General features: G+C 68.5%; 17 protein-coding genes, 1 tRNA gene and 1 riboswitch. Of the genes, 9 read left to right on the plus strand and 9 right to left on the minus strand.

The window, feature by feature from the left end; translation table 11 throughout:
• Window positions 1-270 precede the first annotated feature (270 nt).
• The gene (locus tag OG746_RS00810) at window positions 271-1,590 is read left to right on the plus strand and encodes an SGNH/GDSL hydrolase family protein (protein WP_266710754.1); all 1,320 of its coding nucleotides are present in this window, start codon (window positions 271-273) and stop codon (window positions 1,588-1,590) included.
• 65 nt (window positions 1,591-1,655) lie between these two features.
• Here OG746_RS00810 and OG746_RS00815 read toward each other — a convergent pair.
• The 4 genes from OG746_RS00815 to bcp all read right to left on the minus strand — a co-directional run bounded on the left by OG746_RS00815 (window position 1,656) and on the right by bcp (window position 5,558).
• Window positions 1,656-1,739: transfer RNA gene (locus tag OG746_RS00815), tRNA-Leu, on the minus strand.
• A gap of 41 nt (window positions 1,740-1,780) precedes the next feature.
• Window positions 1,781-2,641 (minus strand): HNH endonuclease signature motif containing protein, encoded by an 861-nt coding sequence (locus OG746_RS00820; protein ID WP_266710755.1) that lies wholly within the window; start codon window positions 2,639-2,641, stop codon window positions 1,781-1,783.
• A 773-nt stretch (window positions 2,642-3,414) separates the two neighbouring features.
• The gene (gene proP, locus OG746_RS00830) at window positions 3,415-4,917 is read right to left on the minus strand and encodes a glycine betaine/L-proline transporter ProP (RefSeq protein WP_266710759.1); all 1,503 of its coding nucleotides are present in this window, start codon (window positions 4,915-4,917) and stop codon (window positions 3,415-3,417) included.
• Window positions 4,918-5,090: 173 nt separating this feature from the next.
• Entirely contained in the window at window positions 5,091-5,558 is a 468-nt protein-coding gene (gene bcp / locus OG746_RS00835) for a thioredoxin-dependent thiol peroxidase (RefSeq protein ID WP_266710760.1), read from the minus strand.
• A 144-nt stretch (window positions 5,559-5,702) separates the two neighbouring features.
• On the opposite strand from bcp, the gene OG746_RS00840 reads away from it, so the two are divergent.
• From OG746_RS00840 to OG746_RS00850, 3 genes are all read left to right on the plus strand, one after another.
• The gene (locus OG746_RS00840; RefSeq protein ID WP_266710762.1) at window positions 5,703-6,041 is read left to right on the plus strand and encodes a DUF3618 domain-containing protein; all 339 of its coding nucleotides are present in this window, start codon (window positions 5,703-5,705) and stop codon (window positions 6,039-6,041) included.
• Between the two features lie 147 nt (window positions 6,042-6,188).
• Window positions 6,189-6,491, plus strand: coding sequence for a GroES family chaperonin (locus OG746_RS00845; protein ID WP_266718636.1), 303 nt, complete (start codon window positions 6,189-6,191; stop codon window positions 6,489-6,491).
• A gap of 61 nt (window positions 6,492-6,552) precedes the next feature.
• Window positions 6,553-6,632, plus strand: a riboswitch (guanidine-III (ykkC-III) riboswitch).
• A gap of 32 nt (window positions 6,633-6,664) precedes the next feature.
• A complete protein-coding gene (locus OG746_RS00850) occupies window positions 6,665-6,985 on the plus strand; it encodes a DMT family transporter (protein WP_266710764.1) in 321 nt (106 codons plus the stop codon).
• Here OG746_RS00850 and OG746_RS00855 read toward each other — a convergent pair.
• On the minus strand, window positions 6,963-9,227 hold the full coding sequence (locus tag OG746_RS00855; protein WP_266710766.1) for a transglycosylase domain-containing protein: 2,265 nt from the start codon (window positions 9,225-9,227) through the stop codon (window positions 6,963-6,965). The genes OG746_RS00850 and OG746_RS00855 overlap by 23 nt on opposite strands.
• 154 nt (window positions 9,228-9,381) lie before the next feature.
• Here OG746_RS00855 and OG746_RS00860 point away from each other — a divergent pair, with 154 nt between their 5' ends.
• From OG746_RS00860 to OG746_RS00875, 4 genes are read left to right on the plus strand one after another with little or no spacing between them, the layout of a single operon-like run.
• Window positions 9,382-10,185: an ABC transporter permease gene (locus OG746_RS00860; RefSeq protein WP_266710768.1), complete on the plus strand. Its 804-nt coding sequence runs from the start codon at window positions 9,382-9,384 to the stop codon at window positions 10,183-10,185.
• Window positions 10,186-10,237: 52 nt separating this feature from the next.
• Window positions 10,238-11,002 (plus strand): ABC transporter permease, encoded by a 765-nt coding sequence (locus OG746_RS00865; protein WP_266718637.1) that lies wholly within the window; start codon window positions 10,238-10,240, stop codon window positions 11,000-11,002.
• 17 nt (window positions 11,003-11,019) lie between these two features.
• Window positions 11,020-11,997, plus strand: a complete 978-nt coding sequence (locus OG746_RS00870; protein ID WP_266710770.1) for an ABC transporter ATP-binding protein — start codon at window positions 11,020-11,022, stop codon at window positions 11,995-11,997.
• A 19-nt stretch (window positions 11,998-12,016) separates the two neighbouring features.
• Window positions 12,017-12,757 (plus strand): DUF1707 SHOCT-like domain-containing protein, encoded by a 741-nt coding sequence (locus tag OG746_RS00875; protein WP_266710772.1) that lies wholly within the window; start codon window positions 12,017-12,019, stop codon window positions 12,755-12,757.
• A 111-nt stretch (window positions 12,758-12,868) separates the two neighbouring features.
• On the opposite strand, the gene rdgB is transcribed toward OG746_RS00875, so the two are convergent.
• From rdgB to OG746_RS00895, 4 genes are all read right to left on the minus strand, one after another.
• Complete coding sequence (rdgB, locus tag OG746_RS00880; RefSeq protein WP_266710773.1) at window positions 12,869-13,474, minus strand: RdgB/HAM1 family non-canonical purine NTP pyrophosphatase; 606 nt, start codon at window positions 13,472-13,474, stop codon at window positions 12,869-12,871.
• Window positions 13,475-13,521: 47 nt separating this feature from the next.
• The gene (locus tag OG746_RS00885) at window positions 13,522-13,914 is read right to left on the minus strand and encodes a hypothetical protein (protein WP_266710775.1); all 393 of its coding nucleotides are present in this window, start codon (window positions 13,912-13,914) and stop codon (window positions 13,522-13,524) included.
• Between the two features lie 166 nt (window positions 13,915-14,080).
• Entirely contained in the window at window positions 14,081-14,815 is a 735-nt protein-coding gene (gene rph / locus OG746_RS00890; protein WP_266710777.1) for a ribonuclease PH, read from the minus strand.
• Window positions 14,816-14,900: 85 nt separating this feature from the next.
• Window positions 14,901-15,134, minus strand: a complete 234-nt coding sequence (locus OG746_RS00895) for a PTS sugar transporter subunit IIB (protein WP_266710779.1) — start codon at window positions 15,132-15,134, stop codon at window positions 14,901-14,903.
• Between the two features lie 202 nt (window positions 15,135-15,336).
• Between OG746_RS00895 and OG746_RS00900 the strand changes: the two genes are divergently transcribed.
• Window positions 15,337-16,620 (plus strand): PTS transporter subunit EIIC, encoded by a 1,284-nt coding sequence (locus tag OG746_RS00900; RefSeq protein WP_266710781.1) that lies wholly within the window; start codon window positions 15,337-15,339, stop codon window positions 16,618-16,620.
• Window positions 16,621-16,672 lie beyond the last annotated feature (52 nt).

Below are 16,672 nucleotides of genomic sequence, written 5' to 3' on the forward strand. Positions count from 1 at the left end.
GCACCCTGGGACCCCTGCGCCCCGCGCTTCACGTCGCCGTCCACTCAGCCCACTCCGCATCGGTCATCGGCCCGACCTGTCGACTTCGACTCGACTGTCATTCGCCTCACACATTGTCCCTTCCTGACCTACTCCCGGAACGAACCAAAGGTTCCCGGCGTCTACCTGTCCGGAGGGGGGCCAGTGTCGGCCTCCGCCCGCCCCATGACGCATCATGGGTTCATCACATCGGAGCCTCGGGCTCCCCCTGCCCGAGGAGACACACACCGCATGACCAAGCGTCACGGTTATGCCTTGTTGACCGCACTCGTCGCGGTCGTCGTGATGATCTCTGCCGCCATCTACGTGGGCTTCTCCGGAGTCTTCGGCGGCGATGACGACATACAGGCCGGCGGCGCGCACCCGCGCAGCTCCGCCGCCCCCGCCTCCACCGGCACCTGGGCCGGCAGCTGGTCCGCCTCCCCCGCAGGCGGGGAACCCGGCACGGAGACCAACGGATTCTTCGGCCACTCCATCCGCAACATCGTGCACACCAGCGTCGGCGGCAACGCCGCGCGCATCACCCTCTCCAACCTGTACGGGCAGTCGCCCCTGCGCATCACGCACGCCTCGATAGCCGTGGCCTCGGCCCCCAACAACCCGACGGCCCTGTCCGACACGATGCGCCGCCTGACGTTCTCCGGAAACTCCTCGGTCGTCATCCAGCCCGGCCAGCAGGCCGTCAGCGACGCGCTGCGGATCACCGTCCCGAGCGACTCGGACATGCTGGTCACCACGTACTCGCCGACGCCGTCCGGACCGGTCACGTACCACCCGCAGGCCCGCCAGATGTCGTACGTCGCCCGCGGCGACCGCACCGAAGAGCCCAGCGGCACGCTCTACAACCAGCAGAGCCCGTACTGGCGCTACCTCAGCGCCCTCGACGTGCTCAGCAACGAGGCACAGGGCACCGTCGTCGTCATCGGCGACTCCCTCACCGACGGCATCACCTCCACGATGGGCGCCAACCGCCGGTGGACGGACATACTCGCCGAGCGGCTGCGCACGGAGTCGGGTGCCCCGCGCTACGGCGTCGTGAACCAGGGCATAAGCGGAAACCGGATACTGGCCGACGGCTTCGGCCGCCCCGCCAACAACCCGAGCGGCCTGTCCCGCTTCGAGCGTGACGCGCTCAACCGCTCCGGCGTCCGCGCGGTCATCATCGACCTCGGCATCAACGACATCCTGCGCACGCCGCAGCAGACCGACCCCACGAAGATCGTCGACGGTCTGCGCGAGCTGACCCGGCAGGCGCACGCGCGCGGCCTGCGGGCCGTCGGCGCGACGCTCATGCCGTTCCAGGGCCACCCCGGCTACCGCCCGGACCTCGAGGCGGTCCGCCAGACCGTGAACGCGCAGATCCGCGCCGGCAAGGTCTTCGACAGCTACGTCGACTTCGACCGCGCCCTGCGCGACCCGTACAACCCGCGCCGCCTCCTCGACCAGTACGACTCCGGCGACCACCTCCACCCCAGCGACTCGGGCTACCGCAAGATGGCCGAGTCCCTGGACCTGTCGTCCCTGCGGGGGTCGACGGGGGCGGAGCTCTAGCCGGGACCGGCTCAGCCGGACGACGTACGACAAAGGGCGCCCCCCTGCGGGAGCGCCCTTTCCTGTGCGGCTGGAGGGATTCGAACCCTCACGGGATTTCTCCCACGGGCTCCTAAGGCCCGGGCGTCTGCCGATTCCGCCACAACCGCGACAAAGCGGACATTGCGCCTGGCTGGCGCGCTCCGCCCCGTCAGTGTACGGCGATGTCACCCGACACGGGATGGCGCCTTTCGCCACGGCACCAAGTGCTGGTCAGCGCATGGCAGTTGGAACACAGGTACCGGAGGTTTCCTCGGCGGTTGTCCAGCGGGTCGGCATTGATGTGGTCGATCTCCAGGACCAGCCTCTTCCCGTTCCACAACTCACCTTGGCCACATTCGGCGCACGCGCGTGGCACGCCGATCTCGTCGAGCGCGCGGCGCAACAGGTGCGAACGCGTGCGGCGCGAGCCGGCCCCCTGAAGGACCAGGATCTCATCGGCATGCCTGCGCCTCGGCGACCTGACTCCGGCGTAGTGGCCTTGCCCGGCGAAGTGCTCCGTGGAGAGCCCGTACTCGTCGATGCTTCGTGCAGCCCGAGCACGTGCCGCCCCGTTGTACGCGTCGAAACCCAGGCGACGCATGAGGTCGGCCAGGCTGTGTGAGGCGGCGACGGCTGCCGTGAGCTCCCGCTCGGGCAAGAGGTCCTCGCAGCGGGATGCGCGCGGCGGTGCGAAGTGGCTGATGTCGATGCCGAAGTGAGCAAGCCTCCGCTTCACGTGCTGATACGGGCCGTCCTCGGGCGGGATGCCCAGGTGGAGGAACATCTCTCGGATGCTGGTGGAGCGCGATGCCGCTTCCTCGAGCACCTCCTTGGCATACGACCGCTTGGGACGTTCGGGGAGCGCCTCCTCCTGGAAGTGGGACGTGTCGATCCCGTAGTGGACGAGGCGGTGCCGCAGATAGTTGTAGGGCTTGCTGCCCATCGGCGCGCCGACGCGGCGCATCAGATCGACAAGGCTGGACGATTCCCTGGCCGCCTCCGCCAGCGCAGAGCGGGGGTACTTGCTCATTCCGCGCCCCGCTTCCGGCCGCGATAAGTGTCCGTCACTGTATGACAGTTGGGGCACAGCAGGCGCAGGTTCCCCGGCCGGTTGTCCCACCACGCACCACTGAGGTGGTCGACCTCGAGCGGAATGGGTTGCCCTTGCCACCGCGACCGGCCGCACGTCGCGCACTCCTCCGGGACGCCGAGTCGTAGTAGTTCCCGGCGGAGACGAACTCCGGGGACCCGCCCACTCCCCGGAGCGCGCAAGGTCAGTGGACTCGTCAGATCCTTGCTGGTCTTCTGCCTCGGTGGCGTGAAGTGTGAGATGTCGATCCCGAGTGCCGCGATCCGGCGACCGATGTGAGCCTGATTGCCGCCCACGTCGTTGATGCCCAGGCACCGCACCACCTCCCGGACGCTCCGCGATTCCGCGACGGCCGTTCGCAACGCCTCCTCCGTATGCCGCACCGCCCCGTGCTGGAAGTGCGACGTGTCGATCCCGGACTGCGCCATCTTCTGGTGCAGGTATCGCTTGCTGTACCGCGTCGGCTCACCCCCGCAATACCGAACCGCCTCGTCCCACGACCCCGCGTTCCGAGCCGCCGCCTCCAGCCGCTCCCGCGTGTACCGCTGCCCCGCCATGTGACCCCTCCCTTTCGGCCACGCGTTCGTGGCCTCGTACAGGGCAACGAAACGAAAATCGGACCGTCACGCACGGAATGCGGAACGGTCCGAACTGTGTGGGCGGGCCACATATGGGGGGTGTGGCCCGCCCACACAAGGAGCAAGGGAGGGGTGTCAGAACTTCGGCGTAGGCGCCTGGGACTCGACCATTTCTGCTGCCTCTTCGTCCGTCTCCACGGAGGGCGGGGAGCCGGCCAGGGGCTTCTGGGCCGTTTCCTTCATGCAGGCCACCGCGATGATGCCGACGAGCGCCGCGGCCATCGAGTAGTACGCGGGCATCATGTCGGAGCCGGTCAGTCCGATCAGGGCGGTGATGACCAGGGGGGTCGTGCCGCCGAAGATCGAGGCCGAGAGGTTGTAGCCGACCGAGAGGGAGCCGTAGCGGACCTGTGTCGGGAAGAGCGCCGGGAGGGCCGCCGACATGGTGCCGAGAAGGCAGACCAGGGAGAGGCCGAGCAGCAGCATGCCGAGCGAGACGGCCCACAGGGCGCCGTTCTTCACCAGGAGGAAGGAGGGGATCGAGAGGACGAAGAAGCCGATCATGCCGGCCATCAGGAGCGGCTTGCGGCCGAAGCGGTCGGAGAGCTTGCCGATCTGGCTGATGATGCACATGAGGACGATCATCGTGATGATCAGGATCAGCAGGCCGTGCGTCTCCGAGTAGCCCATCTCGTCCGACAGGTACGTCGGCATGTACGAGAGGAGCATGTAGTCGGTGATGTTGTAGGCGCCGACGAGGCAGATGCAGAGGATCAGGCTCGGCCAGTAGTCGCGGAAGATCTTGGCCAGGTCGCCCTTGGCGGTGGTCTCCACGGAGGAGGCGGCGTCGGTCGCGCGGTGCGAGGACTCGTCCTCCAGCTTCTGGAAGGCGGGGGTCTCGTCGAGGCGCAGTCGCAGGTAGAGGCCGACGAGGCCGATGGGGCCCGCCACCAGGAACGGGATGCGCCAGCCCCAGGACTCCATGCCGTCGCTGCCGAGCACGGCCGTCAGGATCGTGACGAGGCCGGCTGCTCCGACGTAGCCGGCGAGCGTGCCGAATTCGAGGAAGCTGCCGAAGAAGCCGCGCTTCTTGTCGGGGGCGTACTCGGCGATGAAGGTGGAGGCGCCGCCGTACTCGCCGCCGGTGGAGAAGCCCTGGACGAGGCGGAAGAGGATCAGCAGGACCGGTGCCCAGAATCCGATCGTCGCGTAGGACGGGATGAGGCCGATCGCGAAGGTGCCGATGGCCATGAGGATCATGGTCAGTGCGAGGACCTTCTTGCGGCCGACCTTGTCGCCCATGGGGCCGAAGACCATGCCGCCGATCGGGCGGACGAGGAACGAGACCGCGAAGGTCGCGAACGACGAGATCAGCTGGACCGTGTCGTTCCCCGAGGGGAAGAAGACGTGGCCGATGGTGACGGCCAGGTACGAGTAGATCCCGAAGTCGAACCATTCCATGGCGTTACCGAGCGACGCCGCCTTGACCGCGCGCTTCACCGCGCTGTCGTCGGTGACGGTGATGTCGGTGCGGCGCAGCGGCGGGTTCTTGCGCCGCTTGACGGCGCGGAACAAGGCGCGGTGACGCTTGACCGCCTCCGGGTCGGGCACCAGCCCTTCCTCGGTGTCGGTGGTCATGGGGTGGATCCCTTCTCTGACTGCAAAGCGCTTCCAGGCTCCACCTGCTCACGGACGTTCATTGCAAACGAAAGTCCCAAGCGTTCGGGACTTTCGTCACAACCTTTCGTCCCTAACTTCCGCCAATGCCCGAACTTTCGCACGTGGAGTTGGTCCAGGAGGTGCGGGGATTCTCAGATGCCGAGATCCTTGATGATCTTCGCTACGTGGCCGGTCGCCTTCACGTTGTAGAGGGCGCGCTCGACCTTTCCTTCCTCGTCGACGACGACCGTGGAGCGGATGACTCCGGTGACGACCTTTCCGTACAGCTTCTTCTCGCCGAAGGCGCCGTAGGCCTCGAGAACCTTCTTCTCGGGGTCGCCCACCAGGGTGACCTTGAGGTTCTCCTTCTCCCGGAACTTGGCGAGCTTCTCCGGCTTGTCCGGGGAGACGCCGATGACGTCGTAGCCGGCCTCGGCGAGCACGTCGAGGTTGTCGGTGAAGTCGCAGGCCTGCTTGGTGCAGCCGGGGGTGAGGGCGGCGGGGTAGAAGTAGACGATCGTCTTGCGGCCCTTGTGGTCGGCGAGGGAGACCTCGTTGCCGTCGGCGTCGGGCAGGGTGAAGGCGGGCGCGGTGTCGCCGGGCTGCAGTCGCTCGCTCATGGGTGGCCTCCTGGGCGTCGTGGCGTGTGGACTTCGTTGAGCGTAATGGGGGTGCCGGGGGGTGGTGGAGGCGGTGAGCTGACAGACTGTCCATTACTCATACGCAGTGAGAGCAGCGACCTTGGAGGCAGCGCGGTGTCGCACATGTCCAGTACGCCGGATAGCCCGGACACGCGGACCCCGGCCCAGATCGAGGCGGACATCAAGCGCCGTCGCGAGACCCTGGCCGAGACGCTCGACGAGATCGGTGTCCGGGTCCACCCGAAGACGATCGTCGGGGACGCGAAGGCCAAGGTCGCCTCGCAGGTCGACCACACGCTCGGTCGGGCCTATGTCGGGGCGAACCGGCTGGTCTCCGAGGTGAGGGGGCAGTTCGTCTCGGAGGAGGGCGCGCCGCGCCTGGAGCGGATCGTGCCGGTCGCGATCGTCGTGGTGGGTGTCGTGGGGCTCTTCGCGGTGGGGTCGCGGCGTCGCAAGCGCTGACCCGGGGAGCGTTGTCGGAGCTGCCGCGCCGCGTACCAAGGGGCGACCCGGCGGCGTACAAGTGCGCGTGGGGCGGGTAGGTTCGTCGGCGTGAGCGCCAATCCCGATAAGCACAGCACCGGCCATGACGACAAGCTGCCCATCCGGATGTTGCACGACCGTGTGCTCGTGCGGCAGGACTCCTCCGAGGGTGAGCGGCGCAGTGGTGGCGGCATTCTGATTCCCGCGACGGCGGCCGTCGGCAAGCGTCTTGCCTGGGCCGAGGTTGTCGCGGTCGGGCAGAACGTGCGGGCCGTGGAGCCGGGTGACCGGGTGCTGTTCGATCCGGAGGACCGGGCGGAGGTCGAGGTGCGGGGTGTCGCGTACGTGCTGATGCGCGAGCGGGATCTGCACGCGGTGGCGGCCGACCGGTTCGAGGGCTCCGAGGATTCGACGGGCCTGTACCTGTAGCCGTCCGCCTCCCCGCCTGGGGCCGATGAGGGCTGGTGACCATCGTCACCAGCCCTTTTTATCTGTCCTTTGCTACCTTTGAGGGACCCCGACGAGACGCGCCGTACCGGGCTGAGCAGCACTTCGCAAAGACGACGCACCCCTGTTGAGAACCACTGACGGAGGTGCCAGTCATGGCCTGGATCCTGATCGCTGTTGCCGGACTTCTCGAAGTCGCCTGGTCGATCGGCATGAAGTACACCGAGGGCTTCACCCGCCTTTGGCCGAGCGTGTTCACGGGCGCGGGAATCGTCGCGAGCATGGTGCTCCTGTCCTACGCCGCCAAGTCCTTGCCCATCGGTACCGCGTACGGCGTGTGGGTGGGGATCGGGGCCGCGGGAGCCGCGATCGTGGGGATGGTCGCCCTGGGCGAGCCCGTGTCCGCGGCCCGAATCGGCTTCATTGCGCTGCTGCTTGTGGCGATCGTGGGGCTCAAGGTGACTTCTGGGCACTGAGTGGGTTCAGGTCCGTGTCGTCGGGGCTGGGGGAATCGGTGGGTTCTTCCTCGCCGCCCGTCGGGTCCTCGGACGGGGGTGTCTCGCTCGACGGTTCGTCGGACGGGGTGTCCTCGTCCGAGGGGGTCGCTGAGGCGGTGTCCGAGGGGGATTCGGTCGTCGATTCCGATGAGGATTCCGGGGTCGAGGGCAGCGGTTCCTGTTCGGCGCCGCTCTGGAGGTCCAGTTCGAAGTCGTTGGCCGGGGTGCCGGACAGGGCGGCCTGTGTGAACTGGGCCCAGATCTGCGCCGGGTACCCGCCGCCGTTGATCCGGTCGAGGCCCGTCGCCCCGTACAGCGGGGTCTGCGTGCCGGAGGTCGGGTCCTGGCCCATCACGGAGACGACGGTCGCGAGGTCCGGGGTGTAGCCCGCGAACCAGGCCGCCTTGTCCTCCTCCGCGGTGCCGGTCTTGCCGGCGGCGGGGCGGCCCGCGGCCTTGGCGGCGGTGCCGGTGCCGCCGTCGACGACCGATTTGAGGATCGACGTCGTGGTGTCGGCGGCCGCGCGCGGGACGGCCTGCCGGGTCTCCTTCTCGGGGAGCGTGATGTCCTCGCCGTTCTTGGTGATCGAGTCGAGCAGCGTGTACGTGCCGTGTTCGCCGTGGTTGGCGAGCGTCGCGTACGCCTCGGTCATGTCGAGCACGGACGCGGTGGACGGGCCGAGCGCGATCGAGGGCGAGGCCGTGAGGTCCGGGGTGTTCGAGGGGATGCCGAGGTCGAGGGCGGTCTGCTTGACCTTGTCGGAGCCGACGTCGACGGCCATCTGCGCGTACACCGCGTTGACGGACTTGTCGGTGGCGGTGGAGACGGTGATGTTGCCGTAGGAGCGGTCGTCCTCGTTGGCGGGGGCGTAGTGGCCGCCGTCCCAGCCTTGTACGGGGCGCTTGTTGGTGCCGTCGTAGATGGTGCTGGGGGTGATCCTGCGGCCGTCCTGTGTGGTCGAGGCGTTCTCGACGGCGGACGTGAACACGAACGGCTTGAACGTGGAGCCGACCTGGTAGTCGCGGCGCGTGGCGTTGTTGACGTACTGCTTCGTGTAGTCGACGCCGCCGTACATGGCGCGCACCTTGCCGTTCGACGGGTCGATGGCGGCGCCGCCCGCGCGGACGTTCTTGTCGATGTCCCGTGTGTTCTTGTCGAGCTTTGACATCAGCTGGTCGTCGACGGCCTTTTCGAAGGCGATCTGCTTCTTTTTCTGGAGCGTGGTGGTGATGCGGTAGCCGCCGCCGGCGAGGGTGTCCTCGTCGAGGATCTTGTTGTCGGTGATGTAGTCCTTCACGGCCTGTACGAGGTAGCCGCGCTGCCCGGAGAGGCCCGATGGTGCCTTCGCCTGGTCGGGCACGGGGAACGTCATGTTCTTGCGGTCGGAGGCGTCGAGCCAGCCCTCCTTGACCATGCCGTCGAGCACGTAGTTCCAGCGGGCGGTGGCCGCTTCCTTGTTCTCGGGGTGGGCGGCCACGTCGTACGCGCTCGGGGCGTTCACCAGGGCCGCGAGGTAGGCGCCCTGGGCGGCCGACAGGTCCTGGACGTCCTCGCCGTAGTACGCCTGGGCGGCGGCCTGGATGCCGTACGCGTTGCGCCCGAAGTAGCTGGTGTTGAGGTAGCCCTCGAGGATGTCGTCCTTGGACTTCTCGCGGTCCAGCTTGATGGAGATGAAGAACTCCTTCGCCTTCCGGGAGACGGTCTGCTCCTGGCCCAGGTAGTAGTTCTTCACGTACTGCTGGGTGATCGTGGAGCCACCCTGTTTGCCCTTGCCGGTGAGCGTGGACCAGGCGGCGCGCAGCATGGCCTGCGGGTCGACGGCGGATTCGGAGTAGAAGTCGCGGTCCTCGGCGGCGAGTACCGCGTGCTGCACCGATTTGGGGATCTGGGTGAGGCTCACGTTCTCGCGGTTGACCTCGCCGTCGCGGGCGATCTGGCTGCCGTCCGCGTACAGGTACACGTTGCTCTGGGCGGTCGCCGCGGAGTTGGCGGGCGGGATGTCCACGAGGAAGTAGCCGAGGGCGAACAGGCCGACGCACAGCAGGATGAAGCCGACGAGGCCGCCGAGCACCATTCGCCATGTGGGGATCAGGCGCCGCCAGCCGGTGCGCCTGGGCCGCTTGCCCTTGCCTGCGGCGGCGGGCGTGGCGCCCGTGCCGGGCCCGCCCGGTTCCTGGGGCTCCGTCGGCTGCTCGGGCTGCTCCGGCTCGTCGCTGCTCATGTCCTGTGGAACTCCTGATCCGCGTCGTACGTCACGTACGCCTCGTATGGCACATAAGACCTCTAAGACTGCTACATCCCGTGGAAAATCCGTGGCAGGCGACGCGCCCTGTGACTAGGCTCCTGCGCTTCGGCCTATTTCGCGAGGGGGACCGGTGGGAGCAGTGCGGCTGTACGCGACCGTCGCCGCAGGAGGTTTCCGCAGATACGCCACCTACCGCGGGGCGACCCTCGCCGGGGTCTTCACGAACACCGTGTTCGGCCTGATCATCGCCTGCACCTATATCGCGCTGTGGGACGAGCGGCCGCATCTCGGCGGGTACGACCAGGCGCAGGCGCTGACGTTCGTGTGGGTCGGGCAGGCGATGTTCGCGGTGATGGTGCTGCAGATCGGTGGCGGTTTCGAGACCGATCTGATGGAGCGGATCCGCAGCGGGGACATCGCGGTCGATCTGTACCGGCCGGTGGATCTGCAGTGCTGGTGGCTGGCGCAGGATCTCGGCCGGGCGGCCTTTCAGTTCCTGGGGCGCGGTGTGGTGCCGATGGCGGTGGGGTCGCTGATCTTCGAACTCGCGCTTCCCGCCGACCTGTTGAGGTGGGTGGCGTTTCTGTTGACGCTGCTCGGCGGGGCGTCGGTGAGTTTCGCGATCCGCTATCTGGTGGCGCTGTCGGCGTTTTGGCTGATGGACGGCAGCGGGATCGTGCAGATGTCGGGGCTCGTGTCGACGTTCCTGTCGGGGATGCTGCTGCCGCTGAACGTGTTCCCGGGGGCCTTCGGCGAGTTCGCCCGCGCGCTGCCGTGGTCGGCGCTGCTCCAGGTGCCGGCGGATGTGCTGCTCGGTGAGCGGAGTGTGGGCGGCGCGCTGCTGTTCCAGGTGGTGTGGGCGGTGGTGCTGCTCGGTGCCGGGCGGCTGCTGCAGTCCGCCGCGACGCGGAGGGTGGTGGTGCAGGGTGGCTGAGCGGGGCACGGTCCTTGCCGAGTCGGCGCGGACGTACCGGCTGGTGGGCGGGATGTGGATCCGGTCCACGATGACGTATCGGGCGTCGTTCCTGATGACGGTCTTCGGGAACTTCGCGGTGACAGGGCTGGAGTTCGTCGGGATCCTGCTGATGTTCTCGCAGGTGGATCGGCTCGGTGGGTACGGGCTGTCCGAGATCGCCTTTCTGTACGGGGCGGCGGGCACGTCCTTCGGCCTGGCGGATCTGGCGTTCGGGTCGGTGGGGCGGCTCGGGCAGCGGGTGCGGGACGGCACGCTCGATACGTTCCTGGTGCGGCCCGCGCCGGTGCTCGCGCAGGTGGCGGCGGACCGGTTCGCGCTGCGCAGGCTGGGGCGGGTCACGCAGGGCGTGGCGGTCCTCGTCTATGGCCTGACCGTGATCGACGTGGCGTGGACGCCGCTGAAGGTGCTGCTCGTCCCGGTCCTGGTGGTCAGCGGCGGCGCCATCTTCACGGCCGTGTTCATCGCGGGCGCGGCCTTCCAGATCGTCGCGCAGGACGCCTCCGAGGTGCAGAACGCGGCGACGTTCGGCGGCAACGCCATGCTCAGCTATCCGCCGACCGTGTTCGGCGACACGCTGCTGCGCGGCGTCACGTTCGTGCTGCCGCTCGCCTTCGTGAACTGGCTGCCCGGCCTCTACATCCTGGGCCGCCCCTATCCGCTCGACCTGCCGCGGTGGGTGGCGTTCGCGCCGCCGCTGGTGGCGGCCGTCTGTCTGGCCCTCGCGCTGTCCGCCTGGCGGGCGGCGCTTCGTACGTATCGCAGCACGGGGAGTTGATGGTGGAAAGGGGCCCCATGGGAGACGAGTTCATCCGGCTAGACGAGGTCGAGAAGGTCTTCGACGTACGCCGCAAGACGGGCTTCATGCGGCGGGAGCGGCGCGAGGTGCGGGCCGTGGACTCGCTGAGCTTCACGGTGCGGCGCGGCGAGATGGTCGGCTACATCGGGCCGAACGGCGCGGGCAAGTCGACGACGATCAAGATGCTGACGGGGATCCTCACGCCGAGCGGGGGCCGGCTCCGGGTCGCCGGCATCGACCCCTCACGCGAACGGTCCCGCCTCGCGCACCGCATGGGCGTGGTCTTCGGCCAGCGGACGACGCTGTGGTGGGATCTGCCGCTGATCGACTCGTATCGCCTGATGCGCCGCATGTACCGGATCGAGGACGGCCGCTACGAGGAGAACCTGGCGCGCCTCGTCGAACTCCTGGAACTGGGCGACCTGTTGGACGCGCCCGTACGACAGCTCTCGCTCGGCCAGCGGATGCGGGGCGACATCGCGGCGGCGCTGCTGCACGACCCCGAGGTGCTGTACCTGGACGAGCCGACGATCGGCCTCGACGTCGTGTCGAAGGTCAAAGTACGCGGATTCCTCCGGGACTTGAACGCCGACCGCGGCACGACGGTACTGCTCACGACACACGACCTCACCGACATCGAGCAGCTGTGCCGCCGCGTGATGGTCATCGACCACGGAAAGCTCATGTACGACGGTGAGCTGGAGGGCCTGCACGCGACGGGCGGCGCGGCGGCGGAGCGGACGCTCGTGGTCGATCTGGAACGTGAACTGCCGCCGCTGGAGGTCGAGTTCGCGCGGGTGGTGAAGGTGGAGGGGGCGCGGCAGTGGCTGGCGTTCCCGGCCGGGCAGTCGGCGGCGCCGCTCGTGGCGCGGATCGCCGAGCGGTATCCGATGGTCGACCTGTCGGTGCGCGAGCCGGACATCGAGGCGGTCATCGCGCGAATGTACGCGAGGGGCACGTCCGTGGCGCCCTGACATACGTACGCTGACCCCTATGACGGACGAATCCGGCCGACCGAGGCCCTCCGCTGACACCCCCGAACTACGCGCGTCCGACGCCGACCGCGAGCTCGTCGCCGAGCGGTTGCGGGACGCGCTCGCGGAGGGGCGGCTCGACATGGAGGAGTTCGGCGAGCGGCTCGACGCGACGTATCAGGCGCGTACGTACGGGGAGTTGGCGCCGCTGACGAAGGACCTGCCGGTCGGGGCGGGCGCTTCGGGGGCCGTGAGTTTCGTGAAGGAGCCGCTGCCGGAGGGGGCCGTCGACTGGGCTTCGCGGATCCGGGGCGAGGCGAGTTCCACGTGGGGCGTCGGGGTCATGTCCGGGTTCCAGCGCAAGGGGCGGTGGACGGCGCCGCGGCGGTTCAACTGTTTCGCGTTCTGGGGCGGCGGCGAGATCGATCTGCGCGAGGCGGACTTCGAGGCGCGCGAGGTCGTGATCAACTGCGTGGCGGTCATGGGCGGGATGAACGTGGTCGTGCCGCCGGGCGTGGAGGTCGTGGTGCGTGGCATCGGCATCATGGGCGGCTTCGACCACAGCGAGGAGGGTGTGCCGGGGGACGCGGGCGCGCCGCGCGTGGTGGTCACCGGGTTCGCTTTCTGGGGCGGCGTCGGCGTGGAACGCAAGGTCACCCGCGCGGAACGCCAACGCCTCAAGGCGGCGCGGCGGCAGGAGAGGTTGGACCAGCGGTCGGAGCGGCGGCGGCTCGACCGGGGGCCGGACGACACGCCTTGACGTTCCGCCGCCCTCGGGGCTCTGCCCCGGACCCCGCTCCTCAATCGCCGGAGGGGCTCTATTTGGCCCCGCCGGCGCTTGAGGCGTCGGGGCGGAGCCCCTAGGGGTGGCTCAGCCCAGGAGTTCCCGGACCACCGGGACCAGTGCCCGGAACGCCTTTCCCCGGTGGGAGATCGCGTTCTTCTCGTCGGCCGTCAGTTCGGCGCACGTGCGGGTGTCACCCTCGACCTGGAGGATCGGGTCGTAGCCGAAGCCGCCCGACCCCGCAGGGGCGTGCCGCAGCACACCCCGCAACTGCCCCTCGACCACCCGCTCCGTACCGTCCGGCAGGGCAAGCGCCGCCGCACAGGCGAAGTGGGCCGTACGGTGACGGTCCTCGTCGATGTCGCCGAGCTGCGCCAGCAACAGATCCAGGTTCGCCTGGTCGTCACCGTGCTTGCCGGCCCACCGCGCCGAGAAGATCCCGGGAGCACCGCCCAGGACATCGACGCAGAGGCCGGAGTCGTCGGCGACGGCGGGCAGCCCGGTGGCCCGGGCGAGGGCATGGGCCTTGAGAAGGGCGTTCTCGGCGAACGTCACGCCGGTCTCACGGACGTCCGGGACCTCGGGATACGCGTCGGCGCCGACCAGCTCGTGGGGCAGTCCGGCGTCGGCGAGGATGGAGCGGAGCTCGACGATCTTGCCGTTGTTACGGGTGGCGAGGATGAGGCGGGTCATGCCTCCAGTATCCAGCCCCTGGCCGGCCACCCGCACGCCCCGTTACGTCACGACGAGGTGCAGACCTTGGTCAGCTCGCCCGCGGAGTCGGTGACCGGGGTGACGTCCGGCGCCTCGTCGCCGTTCTTGATCGACGTACGGACGTTGCCCACCGCCTTGTTGAGGTCGTCGACGGCCTTCGAGACATCCGCGTTGTCGGTCTTGTCGCCGATGTCGTCGAGGTTCTTGTCGATCTTGTCGAGGGACTCGCCGGCCTGCGTCGGGTCGTTGGACGCGTTCTCCACGGCCTGCTGCAGGTCGGTCACGCTGTCGGCGATGGAGTCGGCGGTGCGGGCACAGTCGAGTGCCTTGTCGACGGCCGAGCAGCCGACGGTGGCCGGAATCGCGACGAGTGCCGCGGTGGCGGCCAGTATGGCGAGACGTCGGTGGCGCGCGGGCATGGAAGGGTCCTCCCCCTGAAGTACGGACGGCTGGACGGCAGTTGGCGTCGTACGCCGTCCACCCACCCGTAGTGACGCAGTCGATGGCTGTGCGGTTGCTGTGCCCGGCCACCCTACTTGGGGAGTTCTTTACCTGGTCGAGGAGCCAGGCGGCGACCCGACCGCCCTAGGAGAGGGTCTCCTCCAGCGCCTTGCGCTGGATCGCCGCGAGCTCGTCGCAGCCCCCAACGGCCAGGTCCAGAAGCGCGTTGAGCTCGTCGCGCGCGAAGGGCTCGGCCTCGGCGGTGCCCTGGATCTCGACGAAGCGGCCGTCGCCGGTGCAGACGACGTTCATGTCGGTGTCGGCGCGCACATCCTCCTCGTACGGGAGGTCGAGCATGGGGACGCCGTCGATGATGCCGACGGAGACGGCGCTCACCGTGCCGGTCAGCGGCTTGCGGTCGGCCTTGACGAGCTTCTTGCCCTGGGCCCAGGAGATGGCGTCGGCGAGCGCCACGTACGCGCCGGTGATGGCGGCCGTGCGGGTGCCGCCGTCGGCCTGGAGGACGTCGCAGTCGAGGACGATCGTGTTCTCGCCGAGGGCCTTGTAGTCGATGACGGCGCGCAGCGAGCGGCCGATCAGGCGGCTGATCTCGTGCGTACGCCCGCCGATCTTGCCGCGGACGGCCTCGCGGTCGCCGCGGGTGTTCGTGGAGCGCGGGAGCATCGAGTACTCGGCGGTGACCCAGCCCTCTCCGCTGCCCTTGCGCCAGCGCGGGACGCCCTCGGTGAAGGAGGCGGTGCAGAAGACCTTGGTGTCTCCGAAGGAGACGAGGACGGAGCCTTCGGCGTGCTTGCTCCAGCCGCGTTCGATGGTGATCGGGCGGAGCTGTTCGGGGGTGCGGCCGTCGATGCGAGACATAGGGAGGAGCGTATCGGGTGCACCGAAGGCCCCACCCCTTGCGTGGGGGTGGGGCCTTCGCGCGTGTGACCTCAGTGGGTCGGGGTCACATCATGTCTTCGATGTCGGCGGCGATGGGGTCCGCGTCGGTGCCGATGACGACCTGGATCGCGGTGCCCATCTTGACGACGCCGTGGGCGCCGGCGGCCTTGAGCGCGGCCTCGTCGACCAGCTCCGGGTTGACGACCTCGGTACGCAGGCGGGTGATGCAGCCCTCGACCTCTTCGATGTTGTCGAGTCCGCCGAGGCCGGCGACGATCTTCTCAGCCTTCGTGGCCATTTCGTTCTCCCTGTGTTCTCCGGGCCCGCCTATGGGCCGCTTTGTCACGGTAACCCACGGTTGGCCCATCTTCGCGGGCGGTAACCCCACCCGTGACGAAAGATGACGATCACGGACCGACCCGTGTCCCCACAACTGGTCTACACCAGTAGTCAGAGTATCCGACGCCCGCCAACCGTGGCTTGTTCCGGGAGGACGCCCCATGAGCGCCAACGCGGCCGCCGCACCACGACCGAGCCCCTGGAGCAACTTCTTCCAGGGGCTCCAGAAGATGGGGCGCAGCCTTCAACTGCCCATCGCCGTGCTGCCGGCGGCGGGCATCGTCAACCGGCTCGGCCAGCCCGATGTCTTCGGCGACGACGGTCTCGGCTGGACCAATGTCGCCAAGGTCTTCTCGGGCGCGGGCGGCGCGCTGCTCGACGCCGACCTCGGTCTGCCGCTGCTCTTCTGCATCGGCGTCGCGATCGGCATGGCCAAGAAGGCGGACGGTTCGACGGCTCTGGCGGCGGTGGCGGGTTTCCTCGTCTACCGGGGCGTGCTGCACCAGTTCCCGATCGACTGCCCGGGCGGGTCGAAGACGGTCGCGACGGGCTGTCTGGCGGACGGGGCGGTGACCGCCGCGACGTTCCAGAACCCCGGGGTGTTCGGCGGCATCATCATGGGCTTCCTGGCCTCGTTCTTCTGGGTCCGCTACCACCGCACCAAGCTGGTCTCCTGGCTCGGCTTCTTCAACGGCCGCCGGCTCGTCCCGATCATCATGGCCTTCGTCGGCATCGTCTTCGCGGCGCTGTGCCTGTGGATCTGGCCCGCGATCGGTGACGCGTTGGAGAGCTTCTCGAACTGGCTGGAGAGCCTGGGCGCCGTCGGATCCGGCATCTTCGGTGTCGCCAACCGCGCGCTGCTCGTGATCGGCCTGCACCAGTTCCTCAACGTGCCGCTGTGGTTCCAGTTCGGCTCGTACACGAAGCCCGACGGCACGACCGTGCACGGCGACATCAACATGTTCCTGAGCGGCGACCCGACCGCGGGCATCTACCAGACGGGCTTCTTCCCGATCATGATGTTCGCCCTCCCGGCAGCCTGTCTCGCGATCGTGCACTGCGCGCGGCCCGAGCGGCGCAAGATGGTCGGCGGCATGATGCTGTCGCTCGCGCTGACCTCGTTCGTCACCGGTATCACCGAGCCGATCGAGTACTCCTTCGTCTTCATCGCGCCGGCGCTGTACGCGGTGCACGCGGTGCTGACCGGTGTCTCGATGGCGGTGACCTGGGCGCTCGGCGTCAAGGACGGCTTCAGTTTCTCCGCGGGTCTGATCGACTACCTGATCAACTGGAACCTGGCCACCAAGCCATGGATGATCATTCCGATCGGCCTCGCCTTCGCCGTCCTCTATTACGTGATCTTCCGTTTCGCGATCACGAAGTGGGACATCAAGACACCGGGTCGTGAGCCCGAGGAAGAAGTCGAGGACATCACCAAGGCATAACGCTTTTCGGCTCCTTCGCGATGGGCCCCCGGACCACTCGGTCCGGGGGCCC

This window comes from Streptomyces sp. NBC_01016, from assembly GCF_026341035.1.
Classification (GTDB): Bacteria; Actinomycetota; Actinomycetes; order Streptomycetales; family Streptomycetaceae; genus Streptomyces.

Excerpts from the sequence above, each read along its gene's own strand:
- OG746_RS00810 (WP_266710754.1), top strand. The coding sequence starts at position 271 with ATGACCAAGCGTCACGGTTATGCCTTGTTGACCGCACTCGTCGCGGTC.
- OG746_RS00820 (WP_266710755.1), bottom strand. The coding sequence starts at position 2,641 with ATGAGCAAGTACCCCCGCTCTGCGCTGGCGGAGGCGGCCAGGGAATCG.
- proP (WP_266710759.1), bottom strand. The coding sequence starts at position 4,917 with ATGACCACCGACACCGAGGAAGGGCTGGTGCCCGACCCGGAGGCGGTC.
- bcp (WP_266710760.1), bottom strand. The coding sequence starts at position 5,558 with ATGAGCGAGCGACTGCAGCCCGGCGACACCGCGCCCGCCTTCACCCTG.
- OG746_RS00840 (WP_266710762.1), top strand. The coding sequence starts at position 5,703 with ATGTCCAGTACGCCGGATAGCCCGGACACGCGGACCCCGGCCCAGATC.
- OG746_RS00845 (WP_266718636.1), top strand. The coding sequence starts at position 6,189 with ATGTTGCACGACCGTGTGCTCGTGCGGCAGGACTCCTCCGAGGGTGAG.
- OG746_RS00850 (WP_266710764.1), top strand. The coding sequence starts at position 6,665 with ATGGCCTGGATCCTGATCGCTGTTGCCGGACTTCTCGAAGTCGCCTGG.
- OG746_RS00855 (WP_266710766.1), bottom strand. The coding sequence starts at position 9,227 with ATGAGCAGCGACGAGCCGGAGCAGCCCGAGCAGCCGACGGAGCCCCAG.
- OG746_RS00865 (WP_266718637.1), top strand. The coding sequence starts at position 10,238 with ATGTGGATCCGGTCCACGATGACGTATCGGGCGTCGTTCCTGATGACG.
- OG746_RS00870 (WP_266710770.1), top strand. The coding sequence starts at position 11,020 with ATGGGAGACGAGTTCATCCGGCTAGACGAGGTCGAGAAGGTCTTCGAC.
- OG746_RS00875 (WP_266710772.1), top strand. The coding sequence starts at position 12,017 with ATGACGGACGAATCCGGCCGACCGAGGCCCTCCGCTGACACCCCCGAA.
- rdgB (WP_266710773.1), bottom strand. The coding sequence starts at position 13,474 with ATGACCCGCCTCATCCTCGCCACCCGTAACAACGGCAAGATCGTCGAG.
- OG746_RS00885 (WP_266710775.1), bottom strand. The coding sequence starts at position 13,914 with ATGCCCGCGCGCCACCGACGTCTCGCCATACTGGCCGCCACCGCGGCA.
- rph (WP_266710777.1), bottom strand. The coding sequence starts at position 14,815 with ATGTCTCGCATCGACGGCCGCACCCCCGAACAGCTCCGCCCGATCACC.
- OG746_RS00895 (WP_266710779.1), bottom strand. The coding sequence starts at position 15,134 with ATGGCCACGAAGGCTGAGAAGATCGTCGCCGGCCTCGGCGGACTCGAC.
- OG746_RS00900 (WP_266710781.1), top strand. The coding sequence starts at position 15,337 with ATGAGCGCCAACGCGGCCGCCGCACCACGACCGAGCCCCTGGAGCAAC.